This is a genomic window from Arenibacter arenosicollis (genome assembly GCF_014397245.1).
Taxonomy (GTDB): domain Bacteria; phylum Bacteroidota; class Bacteroidia; order Flavobacteriales; family Flavobacteriaceae; genus Arenibacter; species Arenibacter arenosicollis.
The window spans coordinates 37,291-60,752 of the sequence record NZ_JACLHY010000019.1 but is presented as its reverse complement, the minus strand read 5'-3'; the positions used below and the strand labels follow the sequence as shown (position 1 = coordinate 60,752).

At 41.2% G+C, this 23,462-nt stretch carries 17 protein-coding genes; 7 read left to right on the top strand and 10 right to left on the bottom strand.

Going from position 1 to position 23,462, the window contains the following annotated elements:
* Positions 1–144 precede the first annotated feature (144 nt).
* Positions 145–3,447, top strand: a complete 3,303-nt coding sequence (locus tag H4O18_RS16300) for an amidohydrolase family protein (RefSeq protein ID WP_187586506.1) — start codon at positions 145–147, stop codon at positions 3,445–3,447.
* Positions 3,448–3,743: 296 nt separating this feature from the next.
* Here H4O18_RS16300 and H4O18_RS16295 read toward each other — a convergent pair whose 3' ends face one another.
* The 6 genes from H4O18_RS16295 to H4O18_RS16270 form a co-directional block, all read right to left on the bottom strand.
* Positions 3,744–5,171 carry a bifunctional metallophosphatase/5'-nucleotidase gene (locus H4O18_RS16295; RefSeq protein ID WP_187586504.1) on the bottom strand — a complete coding sequence of 476 codons (1,428 nt, stop codon included), beginning with the start codon at positions 5,169–5,171 and terminating at the stop codon, positions 3,744–3,746.
* A gap of 287 nt (positions 5,172–5,458) precedes the next feature.
* The gene (locus H4O18_RS16290) at positions 5,459–6,097 is read right to left on the bottom strand and encodes a TlpA family protein disulfide reductase (protein ID WP_187586502.1); all 639 of its coding nucleotides are present in this window, start codon (positions 6,095–6,097) and stop codon (positions 5,459–5,461) included.
* 12 nt (positions 6,098–6,109) lie between these two features.
* Positions 6,110–7,768 (bottom strand): bifunctional metallophosphatase/5'-nucleotidase, encoded by a 1,659-nt coding sequence (locus tag H4O18_RS16285; RefSeq protein ID WP_187586500.1) that lies wholly within the window; start codon positions 7,766–7,768, stop codon positions 6,110–6,112.
* Positions 7,769–7,770: 2 nt separating this feature from the next.
* Positions 7,771–8,193 carry a sulfur reduction protein DsrE gene (locus H4O18_RS16280; RefSeq protein WP_187586498.1) on the bottom strand — a complete coding sequence of 141 codons (423 nt, stop codon included), beginning with the start codon at positions 8,191–8,193 and terminating at the stop codon, positions 7,771–7,773.
* A 94-nt stretch (positions 8,194–8,287) separates the two neighbouring features.
* A complete protein-coding gene (locus H4O18_RS16275) occupies positions 8,288–8,686 on the bottom strand; it encodes a DoxX family protein (RefSeq protein ID WP_187586496.1) in 399 nt (132 codons plus the stop codon).
* Positions 8,687–8,802: 116 nt separating this feature from the next.
* Positions 8,803–9,120, bottom strand: a complete 318-nt coding sequence (locus H4O18_RS16270) for a hypothetical protein (RefSeq protein ID WP_187586494.1) — start codon at positions 9,118–9,120, stop codon at positions 8,803–8,805.
* Positions 9,121–9,524: 404 nt separating this feature from the next.
* On the opposite strand from H4O18_RS16270, the gene H4O18_RS16265 reads away from it, so the two are divergent.
* The 6 genes from H4O18_RS16265 to H4O18_RS16240 all read left to right on the top strand — a co-directional run bounded on the left by H4O18_RS16265 (position 9,525) and on the right by H4O18_RS16240 (position 17,605).
* A complete protein-coding gene (locus H4O18_RS16265; RefSeq protein ID WP_187586492.1) occupies positions 9,525–11,285 on the top strand; it encodes a sensor histidine kinase in 1,761 nt (586 codons plus the stop codon).
* A gap of 8 nt (positions 11,286–11,293) precedes the next feature.
* Positions 11,294–11,962, top strand: coding sequence for a DNA-binding response regulator (locus H4O18_RS16260; RefSeq protein WP_187586490.1), 669 nt, complete (start codon positions 11,294–11,296; stop codon positions 11,960–11,962).
* 138 nt (positions 11,963–12,100) lie between these two features.
* On the top strand, positions 12,101–12,577 hold the full coding sequence (locus H4O18_RS16255; protein ID WP_187586488.1) for a (2Fe-2S)-binding protein: 477 nt from the start codon (positions 12,101–12,103) through the stop codon (positions 12,575–12,577).
* Between the two features lie 4 nt (positions 12,578–12,581).
* Complete coding sequence (locus tag H4O18_RS16250) at positions 12,582–14,756, top strand: xanthine dehydrogenase family protein molybdopterin-binding subunit (RefSeq protein ID WP_187586485.1); 2,175 nt, start codon at positions 12,582–12,584, stop codon at positions 14,754–14,756.
* Positions 14,757–14,903: 147 nt separating this feature from the next.
* Positions 14,904–15,368: a (2Fe-2S)-binding protein gene (locus H4O18_RS16245; RefSeq protein WP_187586483.1), complete on the top strand. Its 465-nt coding sequence runs from the start codon at positions 14,904–14,906 to the stop codon at positions 15,366–15,368.
* Between the two features lie 14 nt (positions 15,369–15,382).
* Positions 15,383–17,605: a xanthine dehydrogenase family protein molybdopterin-binding subunit gene (locus H4O18_RS16240; protein WP_187586481.1), complete on the top strand. Its 2,223-nt coding sequence runs from the start codon at positions 15,383–15,385 to the stop codon at positions 17,603–17,605.
* A 201-nt stretch (positions 17,606–17,806) separates the two neighbouring features.
* Here H4O18_RS16240 and H4O18_RS16235 read toward each other — a convergent pair whose 3' ends face one another.
* The 4 genes from H4O18_RS16235 to H4O18_RS16220 all read right to left on the bottom strand — a co-directional run bounded on the left by H4O18_RS16235 (position 17,807) and on the right by H4O18_RS16220 (position 23,455).
* Positions 17,807–19,573, bottom strand: coding sequence for a hypothetical protein (locus H4O18_RS16235; protein ID WP_187586479.1), 1,767 nt, complete (start codon positions 19,571–19,573; stop codon positions 17,807–17,809).
* Positions 19,560–20,801, bottom strand: a complete 1,242-nt coding sequence (locus H4O18_RS16230; RefSeq protein ID WP_187586477.1) for an MFS transporter — start codon at positions 20,799–20,801, stop codon at positions 19,560–19,562. Before H4O18_RS16230 ends, H4O18_RS16235 begins: the two co-directional genes overlap by 14 nt.
* A complete protein-coding gene (locus H4O18_RS16225; RefSeq protein ID WP_187586475.1) occupies positions 20,801–21,850 on the bottom strand; it encodes a glycoside hydrolase family 130 protein in 1,050 nt (349 codons plus the stop codon). The genes H4O18_RS16230 and H4O18_RS16225 overlap by 1 nt, the downstream gene beginning before the upstream one ends.
* 120 nt (positions 21,851–21,970) lie before the next feature.
* Positions 21,971–23,455 carry a RagB/SusD family nutrient uptake outer membrane protein gene (locus H4O18_RS16220; RefSeq protein ID WP_187586473.1) on the bottom strand — a complete coding sequence of 495 codons (1,485 nt, stop codon included), beginning with the start codon at positions 23,453–23,455 and terminating at the stop codon, positions 21,971–21,973.
* Between the last annotated feature and the right edge of the window lie 7 nt (positions 23,456–23,462).

Sequence of the window (23,462 nt, the reverse complement as noted above, 5' to 3'; positions counted from 1 at the left end):
GTCTCCCAACTTCGAGTACCTCCGCCAACACATGTTCAACCCAACGTGCGAAGCCATATTTCTATAGGGCAGTTTAATCCAAAATACTATCTTTAAAGTTTTATTTCAAACCTAAGCGCTTAACAATTGCAAGCCATACACTCTATGAAAAATAGTATCCTATTCACCCTTTTAATACTTATTTGCCAAACTTCCAATTCACAAGATACAGAAGAAACCAAGAAAGACAAATGGGATGTGTCCAACCCCGCTCTATCATTCAAAAATGTCTCCATCACCTCGGACGAAGGTTCTTGGATGAGTCTGGATGTAAGTCCTGACGGCAGCCAAATAGTTTTTGACATGTTAGGCGATATTTACACAATGCCCATCACCGGGGGTAGCGCAACCTTGATAAGGGAGGGACATGCATATGAGGTTCAGCCTAGATATAGCCCTGATGGCAAGCATATTAGCTTTACCAGTGATGCCGGCGGAGGAGATAATATTTGGATCATGAATACGGATGGTACCGAAGCCAAACAAATAACCAAGGAAGATTTTAGACTTGTAAACAATGCGGTATGGTCGGTAGATGGCAACTATATCTTTTGCAGAAAACATTTTACGGCAACCCGTTCGCTGGGAGCAGGTGAAATTTGGATGTACCACAAATCGGGCGGAAAGGGCATTCAACTTACCAAAAAGAAAAATGATCAACAGGATGCTGGGGAACCTTGGGCCTCACCGGATGGTAAATATGTATATTACAGCGAAGACGTTTATCCCGGTGGTGCCTTTCAATATAACAAAGACCCCAACAGCCAGATATATGTCATAAATAGATATAACCTTGAAGATGGGGAAACCGAAAGGGTAACAGGTGGTCCAGGTGGAGCCATACGCCCTGTAATTTCACATGATGGCAAAGTGATGGCCTTTGTAAAACGGGTACGGGAAAAAACAGTGCTCTACCTGCATGATCTTAAATCTGGGAAAGAATGGCCCATATACGATCAACTTAGTAAAGACCAACAGGAAACCTGGGCAGTCTTTGGGCCCTACACAGGGTTCAATTTTACTCCTGACGATAGATCCATTATTATCTGGGCCCAGGGGAAAATCAAAAATATTGATGTCTATTCCCTTAAGGTAACCGACATACCCTTTGAAGCAACGGCCAACCATAAAATTGTAAACGCCTTAAGATTTAAAAACAATGCGGCCCCGGATACCTTTAGCCCAAAAGCCATACGCAATGCCGTAACTTCCCCCGATGGTAAAAACTTAATTTTCAATGCAGCCGGGTATTTGTGGAAAAAGGCACTTCCAAATGGCACCCCGGTGCGACTCACTTCAGGGACTGACCTTGAATTTGAGCCCTCCTTTTCAAAAGACGGCAAATACCTGGTTTATGTGACTTGGAACGACGAAAATATGGGAACTATCCAACGATTGGATTTAACCTCACCCAAAAACAAACCTGTAACCTTGACCAGTGAAATGGCCATTTACAGAGAGCCTTCTTTTTCACCTAAAGACAACAACCTTATTGTATATCGGGAAGAAGCTGGAAACGGGCATCAGGGTTATGTAAATACCAAAGAACCCGGGATTTATTTGTTGGATGTAAATTATACCAAAAAAGGCGGATTCAAATCCAACAAGAAATTGGTCATAAAGGAGGGCGAATTTCCAGCGTTCAATAAGGATGCGAGCAGGATCTATTACCAAACTGGGGGATATCTTTTTGGAGAACTCACCAAAACCCTGAAATCTGTAAACCTAGAAGGCAAGGAGGCTCGAGAATTGGTGAAATCCAAATATGCACAAAGGATAATTCCGAGTCCGGACGATAATTGGATAGCATTTACGAATTTATACAAGGTTTATATTGCAGCCCTACCTATGACAGGGAATACCATTGAATTGGACGGAAAGGCCACCAATGTCCCCGTTGCCCAAGTAGCTCGTGATGCCGGAATTAATTTGCATTGGTCCGCTAATAGCAGCAAACTCAATTGGACCTTAGGGGATGCCTTTTTTAGTACGGCCATTAACCAAAGGTTTCTCTTTTTGGAAGGCGCTCCGGATTCTATTCCAAAAATGGATACCCTAGGTATAAAAATCAACCTTAGCCTTGCATCGGACAAACCAAAAGGCACTATCGCTTTTACGGGAGCAAGGATTATTACCATGAATGAAGATGAAGTATTGGAAAATGGCACCATTCTAATCAAGGATAATAAAATTACGGGTATTGGTCCCACGAACTCCCTTAGTATACCTGCAGATGCCAAAATTATTGATGTAAGTGGTAAAACAATTATGCCCGGCTTAATAGATGTACACGCGCACCTTGGACATTTTCGATTTGGTCTTAGCCCGCAAAAACATTGGCAATACTACACCAACCTAGCCTATGGCGTTACTACAACACACGACCCTTCCGCTAATACCGAGATGGTATTCTCACAATCTGAAATGGTACGTGCTGGAAATATGGTGGGTCCCAGGATTTTTTCAACTGGCGCAATTTTATATGGCGCAGATGGCGATTTTAAAGCTACCGTAAACAATTTGGAGGATGCACGTTCGGCCATTTATAGAACGAAAGCCTTTGGAGCTTTTTCGGTAAAAAGTTACAACCAACCAAGAAGGGATCAAAGGCAGCAAATTATAAAGGCCGCCAATGAATATGAAATTCAGGTAGTGCCTGAAGGGGGCTCCACATTCTTTCATAATATGTCCATGATTTTGGACGGACATACCGGAATAGAGCACAATATACCGGTTGCTAATTTGAGTAAGGACGTTGTTCAATTATGGGCCGCTAGTCAAACTGGCTACACCCCTACCCTGATCGTTAATTACGGTGGATTGAACGGGGAATACTACTGGTACCAAACCACCAACGTTTGGGAAGATGAAAAACTATTAAAATATACCCCGAGGAGTGTTATAGACTCCCGATCTAGGCACCGTACCATGGCTCCCATAAAAGAATATGAAAACGGCCATATCCTGGTCTCCAAAAATGCCAAAAAATTGTCGGACGCAGGGGTAAAGGTAAATTTGGGTGCACATGGCCAGATACAAGGTCTTGGAGCACATTGGGAACTTTGGATGCTGGCACAGGGAGGAATGACGAATATGGAAGCCTTAAAAGCAGCAACCATAAACGGGGCCAATTATTTAGGGATGGACGATCAGATAGGCGCCCTAAAAGAAGGAATGTTGGCAGATTTGATAGTTTTGGATAAAAATCCGCTGGAAAATATTCGAAATTCCAACTCGGTAAGATACACCATGATCAATGGCAGATTATACGATACGGAAACTATGGACGAGGTTGGAAATTATGAAAAACCTAGAAGTGCCTTTTATTGGGAAATGAACGACTACGCGCCAGGTTTTGACTGGCATGGTGAAACCTACTCTGGATGTTCTTGCGAAATTGGGCATTGAGATTTGAAATAATTTATATATCCGTGTTGTGGACAACCACCTATAGCCTCAATATTTCCAATTAAAACCTTTGTGCAACGAATAGGGGATGATGGCAATGTGGGAAGGAAAACGGTTTAATAGCAAAAAGAATCACCCCCCCTTTACAATATTCGCACGCTCAGCGTTATACGACATCCTCGCCACCCAAATGGATGGATTCTTGGTCATGTTTTGAATGCTTACTACATTCATAAATGCTTAGGAACATTCAGCGGATTTTCTATAGGGATTTAAATTCTCTAGGGCCAATTTGACTAAACCAAACGATAACGTTCTGTATTATCCGGGCTAAAATCGGGATTCTCCTTTAAAAATGCTTTCATGGCTTCCACAGCTTTTTGACTGTGTTCTTTACGGTTTTTGCCATATTTTTTGGCCACCCCCTGGGTAGTTACAAAACTTACTTTATAGGTCTTTTCAAAATTGAGGTGTGACCCTTGGTAATAGATTTCCTGAATGCGATGTCCCGTCGGGTTTTCAATTCGCATATTCACCTGCAGCCCTAAAGTTCGTTTTACATACCCTCCCATTTGTCCAAATGGGTCGTTGCTAAAAGTGCGCTCCAGATTTTCTTCGAGCATTTCCTTGATTTCAGTTCCGGTGAGTTCTACCGTAGAGACAGGCGGATTCATAGGGGTAATATTGAACAGATCATTTTCGGTAATATCCCCTACGGGTATGGGCGCTCCATAACGCCAGCCATTTGAAAAAGCAATATCGGTCTTTGTAACGTGGGCAATAGCCTTCAGGAGCAAATTGTCCATGGTAGAATTCGTTGCACAATAACGATGCAATATCTCGTCTGTACGGCCTAAAACTGCAGTCCTAATTTTTTGATACGGTTCCAAAATGTTTTGAACCAATTTATCCACTTCTGTATGTATCGGGAGGGAACCGTCAACCTTTATAAGCTCGTAATCCCAGCCCGTAATTTCTTTTTCTTTAAAATCGATGGTGAACTTCCCCACAAATGCCCCATGACACCCACATTGTACTATGCGTGCTCCATTAACCTCAACGGGACTATAAATTCGGTTGTGGGTATGGGCGCTCAGGCAGATATCGATGCCGTCGACTTTTTTCAATAGTTCCACGTCCTGCGGAAAACCGTTATGGGAAAGCAGCATGATCATATTAGCTCCATCAGCTTTCAATTGCTTGATATACCTTGGAACTTCCTCCATGCCTGAAGTGAATTTTAGACCCTTACTAAACTTCACCGGCATTACTTTGTCCACAATCATAGCACACACGCCAATGACTCCTATTTTTAGGTGTTCTTTTTCTAACATTATGGTGGGTTGTAAAAAATTGGACCCATCCTCAGAATACACATTACATCCCAACATAGGGAAATTCAACTGTTTGTTGATTTCCTGTAACCGGTCCGGACCATAACCAAAATCCCAATGCCCTACCAAAGCATCAGGCTTCAGTGCATTTAAAATGGGTATAATAGCTTCGCCCTGCGAATCAACCAAGGGTTTGGTGCCGTGTAAGGTATCGCCCCCGTCAAAAAGAAGTGTATTAGGGTTTTCCTTGCGAATATCCTCCACTACGCCTGCAATGTGGGCATAACCTCCAGCCATTTCCACTACCTCCCCTGTTTCATCATAAAACAATTCTGGATGTGGGGCAAGGTAGCCGTGTACGTCGTTTATAAACAAAATATTCAGTTTCATCTTTTTAGTGCTTTAGTGTCCTATCAGTTTCGGTTATTATTAAGCCGAATATGGCAATAAAAAACCATTGATTAATTTACAAATAAATTGGATTCAGAACCTCTGAAAATAGCCTTTCCCCCAATTTTTTTTCAGTCTTGATTTCAATTTCGCCTAGGTCATTGTGCAAAAAATCGACTACATGCCCAACAGCAAATGGCAAGCTTGAATGCCATCCATAATCATAGGTTTTCCTAAAAGGGACAGTTCAATGGTTTACATCTTCCCATCCCGTTTGGGAAAAACACTTACTTTAAACTATGCAGGAATTTTTTGAATTCCGGGTCGCTATAATCGGCCATACCCTCATGGGTCAATACCAAATTTCCATCGGTATCAATAATAAAGGTAGTAGGGATGGCAGACGATTGAAACATGGGGGGCAAATTGCTTGCAGGGGCGTAAATTGGCAGGTCGTACCCTTTGCGTTTATCAAAAGCCTTGGCTTTTTCAAAATCCTGATCCAAGGAGAGCATTACAAATTCCACCTCATCCCCCATTTCTTCATGCAATTTGTCGATGCTGGGCATTTCTGCAATACAGGGCGGACACCAGGTTGCCCAAAAGTTTAAAAAGATGACCTTGCCTTTCAATTCTGCCAAAGACTTGCTATTCCCATCCTTATCTATCAACTGCAGATTGAAATCTGCTTTGGGAAAATCCGACACCTTGGCCATTTCACCCTCATTCTCTTTTTCCTCCTGCCGCAGTTCTGCAATCTCCTCCACATCGGGGTTCATTAAACCGGTAGCGAGCAGTCCGCGTTGTGCAAAACCGATTACATCGGTATGCAGACCCGTGGCGTACAGCGTAATGGCCACTACGGCAATAACTCCGTACTGTATCCACGTTCTCTTTATGTTCTTATTTTTTATCTTATTTGCCATAATTTCTAATTTTTATTGAAATATATAATCGGTTTTAGGGACGGTCGAAAAGGAATATGCTCCGAGATATTCGCAATATGCCCTCCCTTCCAAAGTGGGAGATACAGGTGTATTTATCTTGAGATACTCTTCAACAACCTCGTGTATGGTATAATCCTTTACCTCAACATCCTTGACATTCGGCATTCTACAAAGATTGTCCAGCGGATCCCCAGGCCGTACACAGGCCGAGATGGTGTAGTATTCATCATCATGCATGGGCTCACCGTTTACGGTTATTGTGGAAATTCGGGTGCCCTTTGCATTCTGGCTGTTGAAATCTACCTTCATCCCAGAGAACCGCACCAACCAACCGCCAAAACGTTCGGTCGGATTTTCGGAGAAGGCATTGTGCATTTCATTTTCCAACCAAGCCTTGATCTGTTTTCCTGTGGCCTTCCCGGTTTTTATCTTTTCGTTTACCGGGAGCAAATTCCATAGATTTGCCCTGGTGATGGGCGCAGGTTTTCCATGTTCTGGAACGATAGGGTTGCCGAAACGAAAACCGTTTGAAATTGAAATATCGGCTCCCGTTTTCCAGCGGGCCGCATCGGTAATCATATTGTCCATCGGATTTTCCACGGTCAGGTACCGGTAAATAGGCGTTTCAGTATAACCCACCACGGTTTCCAAGTGTTCCCTATATGGCGCCTTTGCCTTGTCCACAAGAGCTTGGATAACCTTGTCTGCAGGAAATACTTTAGGGTCAACATCGATGAGCTCGTAATCATCACCCACCAATTTTCCGTCCACAAAGTGAAGCGTCAACTTACCCACAAAGGAACCAAAAGCACCGGGTTCGGTAACCTTGGCATATTTGCCCTGTATGGGCTCGCGCACCCGTTCATGGGTATCATTGCCCAACACATAATCTACATTTTCGGCAATGGGGTTATTGGCGAGTTCCACCTGCTTAAAAATACCGATATGGGTTACCAAGAAAAGTACATCCACCTTTTCATCGACCTTGATTGCGTCCACCATCTTTTTCAACTTGTCATCAAGGCCGCTGAAACCTATGCCTTCGCTAAAAATAGGATTCTGTCTAACCGGAACGTCTGGGTCGTTAATACCAATAAAACCGATTCGGACCCCTTCAATTTCTTTTATGGAATACCCAGGGAACAAGGGCTTTTCGCTTTTATCATGATACATATTCTGGGCGATTACATCAGTTTCGTAACCTTGCATTACATCCATCATTATATCCTTCCCGTAGACCACTTCCCAATTTCCTGGGATGATAACATCATACCCCATTCTTTTAATAATATCGGGCATCACCTTTCCTTCAGACAGGGCAGTATAACCACTACCCTGTATCAGGTCGCCACCATCTACGATGATGGTTCTATCTGGATGCTTTTGGCGCTCCCGATCAAAAAGGGTCTTGATATTGGCGAGGCCCCCACGGTCCTTGAAAACAACTTTTTCATCTTCCCAGAATAGTTCAGGGTGTGTATCAAGCTGCCCGTGAATATCGGCGGTTTGTAAGATCGTAATACTCAAAGTATCCTTAACGGCCGCATTGCTAGCCAGTACCTTCGTTTTTCCCGTTTTATAGGCCACCATTACCAATAGTATGCCTACAAGGGGGAGCGTAGTTAAAAGGAATCTCTTAAAATTTCTCATAACTATAGACTTATGCTTTTATAACCCTTCTTCTGAAGCTGAAAATTGTATAAGATCCTGTTTTCTACCACCTTTATTTCCTTGGGGATTCTTTTTTTATCCACATTGAATTTATTCAGTGAAAACCCACAGGCCACAATATTTACCCCTGCCTTTTCTGCCTTGTCAATAAACTTTCCAATTTTATCGGCTTCGGTAATATCACCTATTTCCTTGCCACATATAATGACCTGAAAATCGCCGAAATTCTCTCCATCCTCTGCCTTTAACGCTTCGGCCGTGAGGATAATGGGCTGTAATTGCGGTACTTTTTTGGTAAGCACCACATAATTGTTTTTACTGTTTTTTATTTCCTGCGCCCTTAGGTTAGCCGTGCTAAACAGGGCGAGCATTATAAAGATTGAACTAATAATGTATTTTTTCATATGTTATTTTTATTAATTTTTAAAGGTCATATGTAATACGCCATTGAGCTTCTCGGTCAGTATCAAGAAGTGTTATGGCTCATTACGATATGAATTATTTTAAAAGGTTATCGGTGTCGTTCAGAATAAAAAAAAGAAGTCCACCTAAAATTGCTATGTTTTTAAACAGCGGGCCCAAGGTCGTAATCTGTCCTACTTGAACAGTTAATGTTATGGGAATCAAAACCGCCATCAGGATAAGTGCCGCCCATTTGGTTTTATACCCGATCAGGAATATAAAACCTGCTGTGAGCATTACGATACCGGACAGAATAATGAGCCATTGAGGTTCTCCAAAATAATAGGCGATCCCCTTAAAGCTGGCCTGTTCTATCCGCTGGGCGGTCTTTTCTACATTAAGCAGGTGATTGAAACCTGCTATAAGAAATATGCCACTTACCAATATGCGCAACAGTTGTATGGAACGACGGCTGATTAAAATTTTAGTCGTCATTGTAAAAATTTAATGTGTGATTTTGTATGGTGTTTGTCCGTAATAGTTCCTCCTATAATATTTTAGGGATAAAGAATTACTCGAGAAACACAGCTTAAAAGGCTGTGAAATGTTTGTTAGCCCAACCGAGGTGGCGGAGAGGTGGTATCCAAGTATAGATAACTTAACCTAGAAGAGAAATGTTCGTTAAAAATTGAAATGGGTTCTGAGTAATCCGCTTCCCAAGAGAACAGCTCCAATTTAAACTGCGAAGTACAAAAGCCATTTAATACAATTACTTCAGAAGTTAAGTCGTCGGCTTGTGAAAAACTGGTTGTATTCTTGGTCAGCTTTGGGGGATTGTCATTTTTACAATGCGGGTTTACAAAAGCTATATCACTTCCGCCGAACAGGTGATTGAGACCATTTGCATCTATGGCAACAAATTTTGCCATAAAGATGAAGGTTAATAGTACCGCTATGTAAGTTTTAGCTTTCATGATAGGCACAAAAATAAGAAAGAGGATACCCTATCTTTGTAACCTTTGTTACCTAACGGTGTTAAATTGATATTAAAATAGATTTTTTTGTCCCTTTTATTAGTGCATTAGTTGCACTTTTAATCGCTTGCTTTAGTTGTTTTGTGGAAAGATGCTCCCTAATTACCACTCACCTGACCTACTGGCCACAGGTAATTTTAACAAAAAGCGTTCCTAAATGTGAAGGCATTTTGTATTTTGGAGGGATGAATTTTAAGTTTGGTCCGTCCCTCATTATTGTCCTTATTTACAATTGTTGTCTAGCTGGTTTTTCCTCTGAAAACATCACAGTACATCCTACCACCCTTAACTCCTTTTCTGTGCAAACGGAAACAGATTCATTAGGACAACTCATAAAAGAAATTGGAGTTTTTGCAAAAAAGAAAGACTACCAAAGTGCTATTATCCATTCCAAGAAATTGCTCCATAAGGCCCAATTTGCCTCTGATAGTAGTTATATAATCAATGCCTATTGGCGGCAAGGATATTATTTTAAAAGAATGGATCAATTGGATTCGGCCTACTTTTATTTTGATAAATCCTATTCCATGAATTTAAAGTTACATGACAGTATTGGTGCTGGGGACCGATTGCTGGATATGGCCAACATTCAGAAAAGTTTGGGTGATTATAGTGGAGGTATGATTACCGCAACCGAGGGGCTAAAATATCTGGAAGGCTCCAATGAAATAGAATCCATCACCGGTCTTTATCAAACAATTTCGGTCTGTCAGAAAGAATTGGGAAACTATAAAGAATCCCTCCGCTGGAACGACAAAATTTTTAGCCTGCTAAACGCACATCCTACCGCGGACATTACCACAGAAAATCTGTCGGCCATTACCATCACAAGAGCTAATATTCTGGCGGCACTGCACAGCTACAATTCCAGTTTTGGCATACTGGATAGAATAGCACAAAGTACCAAAGGGAATAATCAAATTCAATATTCCCGCGCCATTTGTAATATGGGCCATTTTAAGTGGTTGGAAAATAAGAATAACCCAGAAAGCGAGTCACTCCTCTTAAACTCCTTAAAAATACGGCAAGAATTAAATACGGTTTCCGGATTAATATCCAGCACTATCCATTTGGCAGAATACTATTTTGAAACCAATAAACCTTTGGCTTTGACTTATGCCCAAAAAGCCTTTGCCTACTCGAAAAAACTAAATAATTCAGTCGCTATTTTGGAAGCTTTGGATTTATTATTACCCCTAAAAAAATCCCTTGGACAGGATGTTTCCGAGGAGGCTATCTATTATTCCAAGGTGCAGAACAAGCTTGAAAAGACAAAACAGGCCGTTCGCTCTATTTATGCCGCTACGAAATATGATAACGACACTTTAGAAAAAAGAAACCTTATGCTATTGGCCCAAGTTGCCAATAAAGAAAAACAGAATATTATGGCTCTGTCCGCCACAGTAATTTCATTGATACTAATTGTCTTTGTGGTCTTTTATAAAAATCAGCAGAAGAAAAAGGAACAATTGGAGATGGCTTACAAGACCGAACTACGTCTTTCAAAAAAATTACACGACGAACTTGGCAATGATATTTTCTACCTCATGACCCAAGTACAAAAAGACCCTCAGGAAATAGTGGCATCCGAAAAGGTTATAATCCTGGAAGGCTTAAACAGTATTTATAAAAGAATAAGGGATATCAGCAAGGAATATACGGCCATTAATACAGGAGAAAACTTTGGAAAGGAATTTTTGGCCCTTCTTAATTCCTATAGCTCTCCTAAAACTAAAATAATAACCAAGGAACTGACTTCGGATTTTTGGGACAAGGTATCTGCAGAAGCGAAAATTGAAGTATATAGGGTACTACAAGAGTTACTGGTAAACATGAAGAAACATAGTCAGGCTTCCATGGTCGCCATTACCTGTGCCAAGAACAATAAACAAGTTGTTATTAAGTATGTGGACAACGGAGTGGGTTTTAATGCAACGGAGAATTATCTAGGAAATGGACTTACGAATGTGGAAAACCGCATGAATGGTATTAACGGAAATATTAATTTCGATTCAAAACAAAACGAAGGTGTCACGGCTACAATAACATTTGCCATTTAAAAATACATATGCGATTTGATAGAATATTTGTATCTGAGGATATAGACAGCAATAATTTGGGGGTTACCACCATGCTTAATTCATTGGGATATACCAATATTGGTCATTCCCAATACTGTGATGAGGCACTTTTGAAACTGAAAAGAGCAATCTTGGATGGCACGCCTTTTAGGCTGTTAATAACCGATTTGTCCTTCGACGATCCAAGAAACAATAAAAAACTTCAAAACGGCCAAGAACTTATTACGGCTATAAAAGAAATTTATCCAGAAATAAAGATTGTTGTTTTTTCTGTGGAGGACGACCACAACACCATAAAATCATTATTTGAAGACCAAAATATTGATGGTTATGTTTGCAAGGGATTGAACGGCCTCAAGGAACTTCAGAACAGCATTGAAGCCATTGCCAACAATGAAACCTACACCTGCCCCATAGCCTCGGCCGCACTCCAGCAAAAAAACGCCTTGGAATTAAATGATTATGACCAAAAATTATTGTCCTTATTGGCAATAGGTTATAAACAGAACGAAATAAGCATAATACTCAAAGAAGACGGCATTTCGCCCAATAGCATAAGGTCAATTGAGGCCAATATCAGTAAATTAAAGGACTATTTCGATGCCTCCAATACCACCCATCTAGTTTATATAGCTTCCAGTATGGGGCTGATATAGCCTAATTACTCTTAATCTATCGTTTAGCCAGAACCCAACCCCAAATACACTATAGAATACCTGTTTACCTAAATTTTCAAACTTACAATAGGCTACATCCTTCTTTTTCAGTAATTTAATGGGAAACATTTCTATCTCATGGCTACTTATCAACTGGACATAAATAATTCAAAATTCAAAGTTGAAGTTACCGAGGGTACTTCTTTGCTTTGGGTTTTAAGGGAACATTTGGGACTTACCGGAACCAAATACAGTTGTGGTATTGGACAATGCGGGTCATGTATGGTTCATATCGACAATCAACCCATGCGGGCCTGCTTATTGCAAGTGGACAATTTTGCGGAAGGCCAAAAAATTAAAACCATAGAGGGTTTGTCCAAAAACGGGGACCATCCGGTTCAAAAAGCATGGATTGAAGCCCAGGCGCCACAATGCGGCTATTGTCAGTCTGGACAAATCATGCAGGCCGTTGCCCTTTTGGATGCCAACCCCAATCCTACAACTGAGGAAATTAAGACCCATATGAATGGTATTCTTTGTCGTTGCGGTACCTACCTGCGTATTATTAAGGCCATTGAATTGGCTGCTGCTTCCCAATCTAAAATTGAAAATTAAAATCATGGACCAAACTAAAACAATTATTAGTCGGAGAAAGTTCATAAAATCATCCAGTGGGGTGGCCCTATTTATTGGAGTTTCAGGAATGCTGCCTCAACTAATCTCTTGTAGGGATCCAAAGCAAATAGAGAAACAACTCGCACGACATCCGCTTACGGCCTGGGTGAAATTATCGGAAGATGACCTAATCACTATTTATAATCCAGCCGCCGAAATGGGGCAAGGATCTATGACCTCTTTACCTTTGCTTTTTGCGGAAGAAATGGATGCGGACTGGTCCAAGGTGAAGGTGGAGTTTTCTCCTCAGGAATCTGAGGTATATGGTTCTCCTGGATGGGCCCCAGGTAGCAAGCTTATGTTTACGGTGGGGAGCAGAACTACAAATAGTTACTACCAGGTTATGCGAAAGGCAGGTGCCCAGGCCCGTTATGTATTAATGAGTAGTGCGGCCAAACATTGGGAAGTGCCCATTTCGGAAATAACAACATACAAAAGTTTTATAGTTCATAAAAAAACGGATCAAAAAATAAGCTATGGTGACTTGGTTCCATTTTTGGAAATGCCCGAAACACTACCCGATTTTACAGAAGAACAATTAAAAAATCCCACGGAATTCCAGTTGGTCGGAAAAGATATTCCCCGAACTGAAATCCCTGCCAAGGTGGATGGCAGTGCTCTATTTGCAATTGATATTCGCTTGCCAGGAATGGTTTACGGAGTTTTGGAAAGAGGAAATCTGCACGGTTCCAAACCTACTTTGACCAATGAATCGGAAATCCTGGCCATGGAAGGGGTACTAAAAATAATCCCCTTGGATTATGCCATTGGGATTGTTGCCAAGACTTTGGAACAAGCCTTGAACGCCAAAAAGAGCTTAAAAATAAATTGGAGTCAATCGAAGGCTAGCGGACATAATTCCCAGGAGGTTTATGCCACCTATGAAAAAATAGCGTCACAAAAACAAAGTGGTAAGGTAATCATAGAAAAAGGGGATTTTCCAAAGGCCATAAAAACTGCCGCCAAAACTTATAAGGTCGATTTTAAAAACGATTATGTTTACCATGCCCAGATGGAACCTCTAAATGCGGTGGTGCAGGTTGCTGAAGATGGTGGTAGTGCCGAAGTATGGGTTGGTAGTCAACAGGGTCCGGACACCAAGTTGGGTGTACCCAAAATCCTGGACATTGCCCCGGAAAATGTAAGCGTACACCTTCAGTATTTGGGTGGTGGATTTGGCAGGCGAAGTATGAACGATTTTGTTGAGGAATGTGCCGTACTGGCCAAAGAAATGGCACCACTTCCCGTAAAACTAATATGGACTAGGGAGGACGATATTACCTATGGGGCTTTCCGTCCTCTTTCCCTACAGCGTTTAATTGCAAGTACAGACCCTAATGGTAGTGTCACCGGTTTTTCGCACAGTGTTATTGGGGACGGTGGAAACCTAGTGGCAAGTGCTGTGGCAAATGACCATTATGATATCCCCAACCAATTTGCGGAATGGCGGGAAGCCTCCAATGGCATTCGCTTAAAACATTGGCGTGCCGTGGGCCATGGTCCCAATAAGTTTGCTATTGAGTGTATGCTGGATGAAATTGCGAGTGATCAGGGATTAGATCCTTTGGAACTTAGGAGAAAATTAATGGCCAAGGCACCTAGGGCATTGGCTACACTGGAAAAAGTCGCTGAAATATCCAATTGGAACACACCATCCGTTAATGGCCGGGCCAAGGGTATGGCTTTTGTGGAACATGGATCATTGGGGACAGGAGTTTGTGAAATTTCTGTTGACCGCAGTACGGGCAATATTAAAGTACATCATTTCTGGGTTGCCTTGGATTCCGGAGTGGTGGTTCAACCGGACAATGTAAAAGCACAAATGGAAGGTGGCATCATTATGGGCATGAGCAGTGTACTGAAGGAACAAATTACCATAGTTGATGGCAAGGTGCAACAATCCAATTTTCATGATTACAATTTACTCAGGATGCAGGACATCCCGGAAAGTATTGAAACGGCAATCCTTGAATCCACAGAAATACCCGAAGGGGTTGGTGAAACGGCAACACCTATGGTTGCCTGTGCCATAGCAAATGCATTTCTGAAATTAACGGGGAAACCATTAAGACATCTACCATTTTCCCCAGACCGTGTTTTACAGGCTTTAAATACTTAATTCATTTAAAGTATAAGACCTAACTAAAGCCATTGAACACATTCTGAAAAATCCAATAATTATCTAGATGATCAGCTTTACTACTGAATTAACAATTCATTTGTTTTGGAAAAGCATTTCATTATCTTAGAAGCTAAACTTGTAACCATGCCAACCTACCACCTCAACATCAATGGTTCCCAAAAAAAGGTCGAAACAGAAGCCGATACCCCCTTACTCCATGTTTTAAGTGATTATCTAGAGCTGAACGCACCTACATATGGTTGTGGACTTTCGCAATGTGGGAGCTGCACAGTGTTGGTAAATGGCACTGCTACTACTAGTTGTATGTTACCAGTTTCGTCCATTGGTAAATCTGAAATAACCACCTTGGAAGGTCTTGTAAGTGATAACGGAAAACTACATGCCGTTCAGCGAGCATTTGTAAAGGAACAAGCCGCCCAGTGTGGTTATTGCCTCAATGGGATGGTGATGACCACTATTAGCCTGTTGAACAAAAACCCCAGTCCGGATGATGTGGAAATCAGAAATGCGCTCGAAGGCAACATATGCCGTTGTGGTAGCCATACAAGGATAATCAGGGCAGTTAAAACCGCAGCTAAAAGCCTCTAAACTATACTCACACTATGACCGAAATACCCCTTCAATCCAGAAGAAAATTCATCAAGAACATGGGTTATATCAGTGTAGGGTTCTCACTCCTTGGGGCTTGCATAGGCTCGGAAGACCCTACTATAGCTTCCCGTGCTACTTATGACGGAAAACTTCCTGGTAGTATAGGTCGTGCCAAAACCGTGAACGCTTGGTTGGAAATATTGGAAGATGGCAACATTAGGGTATTATCAGGAAAAGTAGAATTGGGACAGGGGCTACGCACCGCCATCCAACAAGTTGCCGCAGAAGAATTGGATATGGATTTGGACAAAGTTCAAGTGCATCTGGCAGAGACCGGCCTTACGCCAAACGAAGGCTATACGGGCGCCAGTGCCTCCATTCAAAATAGCGCTATGTCCGTACGCTATGCAGCGGCCACAGCAAGACAGGAATTACTGGGATTGGCAAGTAAAAAACTAAATACTCCCATTGACGACCTGCTGCTATTCAATGGCATTGTTAAGTCGAAACTGGGCAACAAATCCCTCACTTTTGCCGAAATCCTCGAAGGTGAACAAATAGACAAGGAAGTAATTGTTCCGGTACCCATTAAAAACAAAGCAGAACACCGCTATGTTGGAAAATCTATTGCAAGAACGGATATAGAAGGAATGGTTCGGGGACAGGCGGGCTATATTCAAAATCTACGCTTTCCAGGTATGGTGCATGCCAGGGTGGTAAGACCACCTGGGTATGAATCAAAACTGCTTACTCTTGATGAGACCGGCTTAAAGGCAGAAGTACCTGGCGTCCTTAAAACGGTAGTGAAAGGAAGTTTTGTGGGGGTAATTACCGAAAGGGAACATCAAGCAATAAAAGCCGAACAATACCTTAGGAACCACTCTGAATGGACTACCTCAGCACCCTTTCCCCAAATAGAAAATCTGTTTACGCATATCAAAGAAATTGCCAACGATCCTGAAACTGTAAGGAATGAAGGTAATGTGGAGGCCGCCTTTAAAGGGGTGGAAACCATTAAAGCGAGATATACCAAACCCTATATAAAGCACGCTTCTTTAGGCCCGGCTTGTGGATGGGCTATGTTTGATGGTGAAGTATTGCACATCTGGTCCCATAGTCAGGGGATATATCCTTTGAGGGAAGCCTTGGCGACCATGTTGTCTATGGAGGCCGAAAAAATACATATTATAGCTGTTCCAGGGGCAGGTTGTTTTGGTCATAGCACGGCTGATGATGCTGCAACTGATGCCGCCCTTTTGGCAATGGAATACCCCAATACCCATGTTCGGGTGCAATGGTCCAGACAGGATGAACATTTATGGGATCCCTATGGTCCGGCCATGATTGCCGAATTGGAAGCCAGCCTTGATGAAAACAATAGAATAAATTCTTGGAAGGCCGATGTGTGGACCGACTCCCATAGCCAACGTCCCAATAAGGATGCTGGGACGGTATTGGCGGCGCGGTATTTGGAAACTCCTTTTACGATGAAGTCGAGAGGATATTTGGGAGGTGGCCATAGAAACGCCGATCCGTATTACAACATTCCCAATATGAAGCTAAATGCCCACTATTACAACGGGCCATTTCGTGTTTCGTCATTGCGGAGCTTGGGATCTTTTACCAATATCTTTGCTATAGAGTCCCTTATGGATAGCTTGGCCGAAAAGGCGGGACAAGACCCCTTGGATTTCCGTCTAAAACATTTGGAGGACGAAAGGGCCATTGCGGTCATCCAGAAGGTAAAAGAACTTACCGCTTCCCAAAATATAGCGGATAATCAAGGTGTCGGCTATGCCTTTATGAGGTACAAGAATACGGACGCCTATATAGCCATGGCTGCCAAAGTTGCCGTAGATAAGGTCACGGGCAATATTGAGCTTATTAAAATGTGGGCAGCGGTAGATGTAGGAGAAGTGATCAATATGGATGGGATTACGAATCAAATTGAAGGTGGATTGATCCAGGCGGCCAGTTGGACCCTAAAGGAACAGTTGACTTTCAATACCAATGAAATCACTAGCACAGACTGGATAAAATACCCCATTTTACGATTTTCGGAAATCCCTGAAGTGGAGGTCGCCATTATCAATCGCCCTGAAGAGGATGCCAAGGGTGTGGGAGAAGTCCCTATGCCTCCAACTCCTGCGGCAATTGCCAATGCCATCTATAAGGCTTGCGGAAAACGGGTGTATGATCTGCCGATTACGCCTGAGAAGATTTTGAATGGCTAGCCCTGGACTCGTAATTGTTTAAAACAATAACCTCCCCTATCATTTCGACATAACTAAGTAATAGAAACAATGAATCTTTGCCTATACATCTTCTAAATCCCATAAAAAACAAAAGAAGGCCATCCTAATCCTGTAGGAGGCCTCCCTTGTTATCTAGAAAATCTTCCACATGAAGGTGCGAATGATATTTCTAGGGGGAACTTAGTTTATTCCATAATCATAGTTATAATCTATAACAACATCATCAGCATATAATTTACCTCCTTCTTCCTTAATTTTTGCCGTCGCTGGTATTAGAACCAATAAACATGATGACTCCCCTTCAACCTTAAAAGTAAAGTCAAATTTCGTTTTTTGAGAAATAAATTTACGTTCAATGGCATCATATATTTTTAGATCCTTATCACCAATAGAAATTACTACTTTTTTGGATTCCTCATTTGGGTTGTAGTATAAGTAACTTGGATATGCACTGTCCCGATAGAAATCTGTAGCCAATAAATCCAGTTGAAGTATATTTTCAACATTGGTTTTGGAAATAATGGCCCCAGCAATTCCAACATGTCCACTACCATATACACTAAACTGGGAAACTTTAGGATTGTCCTTATTCCATTTCATACCATCACCAATGGCAACGGGAGCCTGTATATCCAAGTATAACCCCTCTTCTTCATAATGTGAACTTTTTATTAGTCCTTCATATGCGATAACCCCTTTGGTATGCTCTTTTTCCTCAGGAATCGTTTGGTGGTCATCAGGAATTTCATACGGATAAAATAGCTTGGAAGCATTTGCCGCATTTAACATCCATTTTCCGATAGTGTTCGCATAGCGCTGATCATAACGCACCAAAGGAACAAGGGGCCACATGGTGTCGTATGTATTCATTAAAAAAGCAAAACCTCCATTATGTGTGGTACTCCCCACTAACCCGGAAACATCATACCCATTCCAATTGTCAGCCAGCACTCCCCAGCCCTCTCGGCATGCCGAAGTGCCATCAAAGGTCCAGTCCAATATTTCTGCAAAGTTGTAATTGGTGCCCTGTTCCGCATTCATTCTTGCAGCGACATAAGCGCCGAAAGGCATCAAAATTTCATAGAAATAATTTTCTTTCTGGTTTAATAGTGCCTCCAATGATGATTTGGCACCTTCCAAATACTTTGGGTCATTAAATTTTTGGTAAGCCGCATATAGTACGTACGCATGACCTGCTGCTGCATCTTGTTGTGTACATATCCAAGTCTTGCTAGGTTGCATGGTAGCATAATCAAAAAAGGAATAATCGTAGTTACCATTTAACACCGAGTCCGCCTCATAAAACTTATCCGCCACTGAGCGAAGAATATCATCGTATTCATTTACCTCCGGATAAAGATCGGCGACGGCATAAAACATAACATTGGGGTAAACATCATACCACCAATCCCTAGCATATCCTCCTCCAAGCTGGGCCACTTCAGGACTGGTATTGTTCATCATTATATTCCAATTGGTTTCACTGTTGTAGTAATTTTTTAACATGCGTACATAGTTTCCACCATTTTGATTCGACTTATCAATCCCCACCAAACTTGCACCAAGCACAGATCCAATACTTGCAAGTGATTCATGAAAAATGCCTTCATAATGTTCTTTACCCTGTCTAACATCGCCCATGGCAGTGTAGATTCCGTAAGTTTCCTGGTCAAAGTTTTTTCTAGAATTATCTTTCCAAATTAATGGCCAATATTTTCCGGTTTGATTTTCATCGTACACCTTTTTGTCATATTCCTTAGCCAAGGTGTTGAAATCCAAAATTTTAAACGGTTTTGGCATATTTGGCATAGAATCAATCCTTTGAACACCTACTTGAACTATTGGATTGGCTTCCTCAAACAAATTCTCTTTTGCTGCCTCATTACATGAGCTTAAACCAAGACCTAAAATGGAAAATAGGATAAGATGAAGATTAAATGCTTTCATTTTCTAGTTTATTTTGTTGCGTTAATAATTGTTTTGCAATTACTATGGCCAATAATTGCAATGTTCCTATAATTAATAGAGCATATCGTAAAGCGATATCGGCATCCCCAAAAAATGCGATACCTAGGAATGTACCAGCTCCTATAAGCCTACCTACGAACAATCCAAATTCATGATTTAGTATATAGGCAAATTCGTTTCTGTTCTCCAATTCGGACAATAAATCAATTACTTTAAGTTGAATGGGAAAATAGGCTATATCCAAAATGGGTCTGGCAATCAATAGGAGAAAGATAAAAATGATCACTCCGACCGAACTAAATAATACCGCATTGAACAAGGATGCCAAAAAGAAACAAATCAATCCAAAACTAAAGATGATGAGTCGGTGTTTTGGTTTTGATAATTTACCCAAAATGAGCATTATTACGGCCGCTATAATTGCTCCAATGGATTGGGCAGTACCCAAGGCTCCCTCAGATGCGAAAAATTTCATCATTAGGATGGCAGGGGCCGTCACTATAAACCCTTGAGCCAATCCTTTTATCAAAGCCATTTGAAGCATTTTGTTCCAAAGTTTATGAAACTTGAAATATAGAAATTTCTCGCTCTTGGGCTTTTCGTACGTTCCAAAATGAAAAATAACAGAAGCGATGATTGTAAAAACAAAGACAACGGCCGTCACCACCTTATACCCTGAATTTACCCCTTCGTTGCTGCTATCATCTCCACTCATTAGATACCACCCAATAATTATCGGCACCAAAACTGCCGTGGTGGTATAAAAGAATGTGTCAAGACCATAATAAAAATTTCTAGTTTTATCAGATGTGGTTGCAAGTACCAAATAATCCCTATTGGACCAGTACAAACCAAAAGACATCCCCATTATTAATCCAGCGGAAACCAAGCCAGAATAAGAAATCTCTTTTAATGACATCATAAAAACCATGGATACCCCACTTAGTAGCATCCCAAGAGAAAATAGTCTTTTTATATTGAAACGATTAAGTAAATACCCATTTATGTAAAAAGTTATAGGTATACCTGTATATATAGCCAATTGATATAGCATAACCTTTGATGGATCATTGGAGTTGCGCATAATATAGGATGCCACAAAAATATCTATAACAGGCATTACAAATGCATAGACCAAATTTGTTAAAATCAATATTTTGGCACTCCTTGAGAAATCCTTCAGTCCAATTTTAGCTACAACTCCCATTATTTTTTAAGTGATTTTAAAATTGATTTAATGGAAAGAGTTGCTAGGCATACATGTTCATCCGAAGCTCCGTAATACAACTTAATTTCGTCTCCATGTACTGTATGGCCATTCGTAAAAACTACATTACCAAAAAATCCAGTTTTTTCATACTCGGCCAATGGTTCCATAATCGGTTCCTCAGACCTTGCAATTACAATGGAGGGATCATACAAATCCAACAACAAAGCCCCTAAACAATATCTATTTTGCTCTGTTGCCCCATGATAGATTGCCAACCAACCTTCTTTAGTTTTAATAGGTGAAGCTCCTGCTCCAAGTCTTTTACTATCAAATTTGGAAGCTCTGGTTTTAGCAATACACTTGTGATTGCCCCAGTGAACCCCATCGGGTGATTCAGCGGTCCAAATATAATTTCCACCTAATTCTGGACTGCTTGGTCTATGCAGTGCATAAAACCTGTTATTGATTTTCTCTTCAAAAATGGCACAGTCCTTATTGTGTGGACTGAAAATCATTCCTTTTTTATCAAAGTCTTTCCAATTTTTGGTAGTTCTCAAGCCAACACCAACTCCGTTGGGAGAAACCATAGTATAGGTTAGATAATAGATGTCATCAATTTTTGAAACCCTACAGTCCTCAATACCATAACTTTCGTATTCCCCTTCACCAAAGAGTGCTGCATATTCATCCGCCTCGGAGAATGTAATTCCATCATCGCTGAAAAGTAATCTAAGATGGGAAATAGTGGTTAGGTAATCCACTCCGTCATAATTAATAACCCTTGCGTCCGAACTGTCCAATTTGGGGTCATCGAGCTTAAAATCCAAAATCTCTACCTTTCCAAGGTTATTATAAAATGGGACGGATACAAGGCCATCTTTTTTGACAGTTCTTTCGGCAACACGCACTAAGAGGCCTATTTTACCATTAAATTCGAATGTCCCAGGATTTAGCAAACATTCTATAACCATGTTCTCATTGCTTGCCTTTAAATCTTTGGGCGACAACAAAGGATTTTCACTATATCTATTTGCAATATCTGTCATTTTTCGTTTCTTTTTAAATCGGAGCTGGGTAAAAAAGAGAAGCAGTACTCTAACAACTTACTGCTTCTCAACTTATTAAAACTCAACTATCAACTCAATTATTAATATTATCAATTCTATTTAATACCCTGGATTCTGTGTGATTGTTCCTCCAGACTTATCAATATCCCTTTGGGGAATTGGGAATAAATAATTTTGGTCTTGGAAATTTCTACCCAAATCCGATAATACCGCTTTTGCAGTTCCCCATCTTTTTAGATCATTGAACCTATGGGATTCGAAACCTAATTCCACCCTTCTTTCAGACATTATCCATGTTGCAATTTCCGATGTATCGGTTGATGCAGGTCTATCCAATAATGTTCCAGGGGGCACTATTGAACCGTCTGCAGTAGCACTGGTCCTAGCCCTAGTTCTTATTTGATTGATAATATCTACAGCTCCGGTAAAATCCCCAGTTTCATTAAGTGCTTCAGCTTTCCATAGCAACACATCTGCGTAGCGTATAAAAACTCTATTACCATAATCAATCCTATCGGTAGTGGAACCAATAATCTTAAAGGAACGCTTATCATCTGGATCGGCTGTTGTAGTATATAGCAATCTTGGATCATTAGCTTCAAAGGCGGCTACAAAATCATCCGTTGGCGCAAAAAATCCCCATCCGATTACATCATTTAAACCGTTGGTATTGTTAGGTGTTTCGTTTGAACGATGGTCGTAGGCGAAAATCACTTCATTATCAGAAAATTCCATATCGGCGTTAAAACTGTCGAAATAATTGGCATTGAGACTGTAGTTTCCCAGGGCATCCAATTCGGTAATTGAAGTCAGCACTGAAGACCAATTCTCATTGAACAATGCAACTTTGGCCTGTAATGCAATAATAGCACCTTTTGAAACCCTCCAAGGTTCGGTTGGATCTGGGTACTTCGCGTTGGACGACAAGGATTTTGCAAGGGCAATATCGGAATTTACCTGGGCCATAACCTCTTCCTTAGGTGCCCTAATGGCCACCGCCAATGCTTCCTCAAAAGAATCTGGAGTTGCACTGATCAGAGGTACATCCCCAAAGTTATTTACCAAATCAAAATAGTAGTAAGCCCTTAGAAAATGTGCTTCAGACAAAAGTTGATTTTTACGGGCCTCGGTCATTCCAGCGCTTTGGACGGTAGCTGCATCGGATAAAAATCCTATAGCAAGATTGGCCCTATTGACCCCAATAAAGTCATAGACCCAAATTCCGTTAAAAGCTTGGTTTTCTGGCGTAAAAGTATAGTTGCCCACTTCATCCATCCAAGGTTGATCCCCATCTGGATTCCATTTTTTGTTCATATCATTGGCTGCGATGTCCTGCAACACAATATCATTTCTAAATACGGTTCCCAAATCCCATCTCCAGCCTGGTATAACTCCATTTAAGGTGTTTTTTAGCGGTTGATAAATTGAACCTACCGAAGCCTCTAGGGTTACCAAAGCCAGGTCGTTGTCTATGATGTCTTCCGTTAGCAGCCCTATAGGCTCTTTTTCCAATTCGTCCATACAGCCCACTGCAAGCGATGATATGAAAAGGACAATTAGTATTTTGTTAAATATATTTTTCATGATTACC

Bases quoted from the DNA above. Each gene is read 5' to 3' on its own strand.
- H4O18_RS16300 (WP_187586506.1), top strand. From the start codon at position 145: ATGAAAAATAGTATCCTATTCACCCTTTTAATACTTATTTGCCAAACT.
- H4O18_RS16295 (WP_187586504.1), bottom strand. From the start codon at position 5,171: ATGAAACTGAATATTTTGTTTATAAACGACGTACACGGCTACCTTGCC.
- H4O18_RS16290 (WP_187586502.1), bottom strand. From the start codon at position 6,097: ATGGCAAATAAGATAAAAAATAAGAACATAAAGAGAACGTGGATACAG.
- H4O18_RS16285 (WP_187586500.1), bottom strand. From the start codon at position 7,768: ATGAGAAATTTTAAGAGATTCCTTTTAACTACGCTCCCCCTTGTAGGC.
- H4O18_RS16280 (WP_187586498.1), bottom strand. From the start codon at position 8,193: ATGAAAAAATACATTATTAGTTCAATCTTTATAATGCTCGCCCTGTTT.
- H4O18_RS16275 (WP_187586496.1), bottom strand. From the start codon at position 8,686: ATGACGACTAAAATTTTAATCAGCCGTCGTTCCATACAACTGTTGCGC.
- H4O18_RS16270 (WP_187586494.1), bottom strand. From the start codon at position 9,120: ATGGCAAAATTTGTTGCCATAGATGCAAATGGTCTCAATCACCTGTTC.
- H4O18_RS16260 (WP_187586490.1), top strand. From the start codon at position 11,294: ATGCGATTTGATAGAATATTTGTATCTGAGGATATAGACAGCAATAAT.
- H4O18_RS16255 (WP_187586488.1), top strand. From the start codon at position 12,101: ATGGCTACTTATCAACTGGACATAAATAATTCAAAATTCAAAGTTGAA.
- H4O18_RS16250 (WP_187586485.1), top strand. From the start codon at position 12,582: ATGGACCAAACTAAAACAATTATTAGTCGGAGAAAGTTCATAAAATCA.
- H4O18_RS16245 (WP_187586483.1), top strand. From the start codon at position 14,904: ATGCCAACCTACCACCTCAACATCAATGGTTCCCAAAAAAAGGTCGAA.
- H4O18_RS16240 (WP_187586481.1), top strand. From the start codon at position 15,383: ATGACCGAAATACCCCTTCAATCCAGAAGAAAATTCATCAAGAACATG.
- H4O18_RS16235 (WP_187586479.1), bottom strand. From the start codon at position 19,573: ATGAAAGCATTTAATCTTCATCTTATCCTATTTTCCATTTTAGGTCTT.
- H4O18_RS16230 (WP_187586477.1), bottom strand. From the start codon at position 20,801: ATGGGAGTTGTAGCTAAAATTGGACTGAAGGATTTCTCAAGGAGTGCC.
- H4O18_RS16225 (WP_187586475.1), bottom strand. From the start codon at position 21,850: ATGACAGATATTGCAAATAGATATAGTGAAAATCCTTTGTTGTCGCCC.
- H4O18_RS16220 (WP_187586473.1), bottom strand. From the start codon at position 23,455: ATGAAAAATATATTTAACAAAATACTAATTGTCCTTTTCATATCATCG.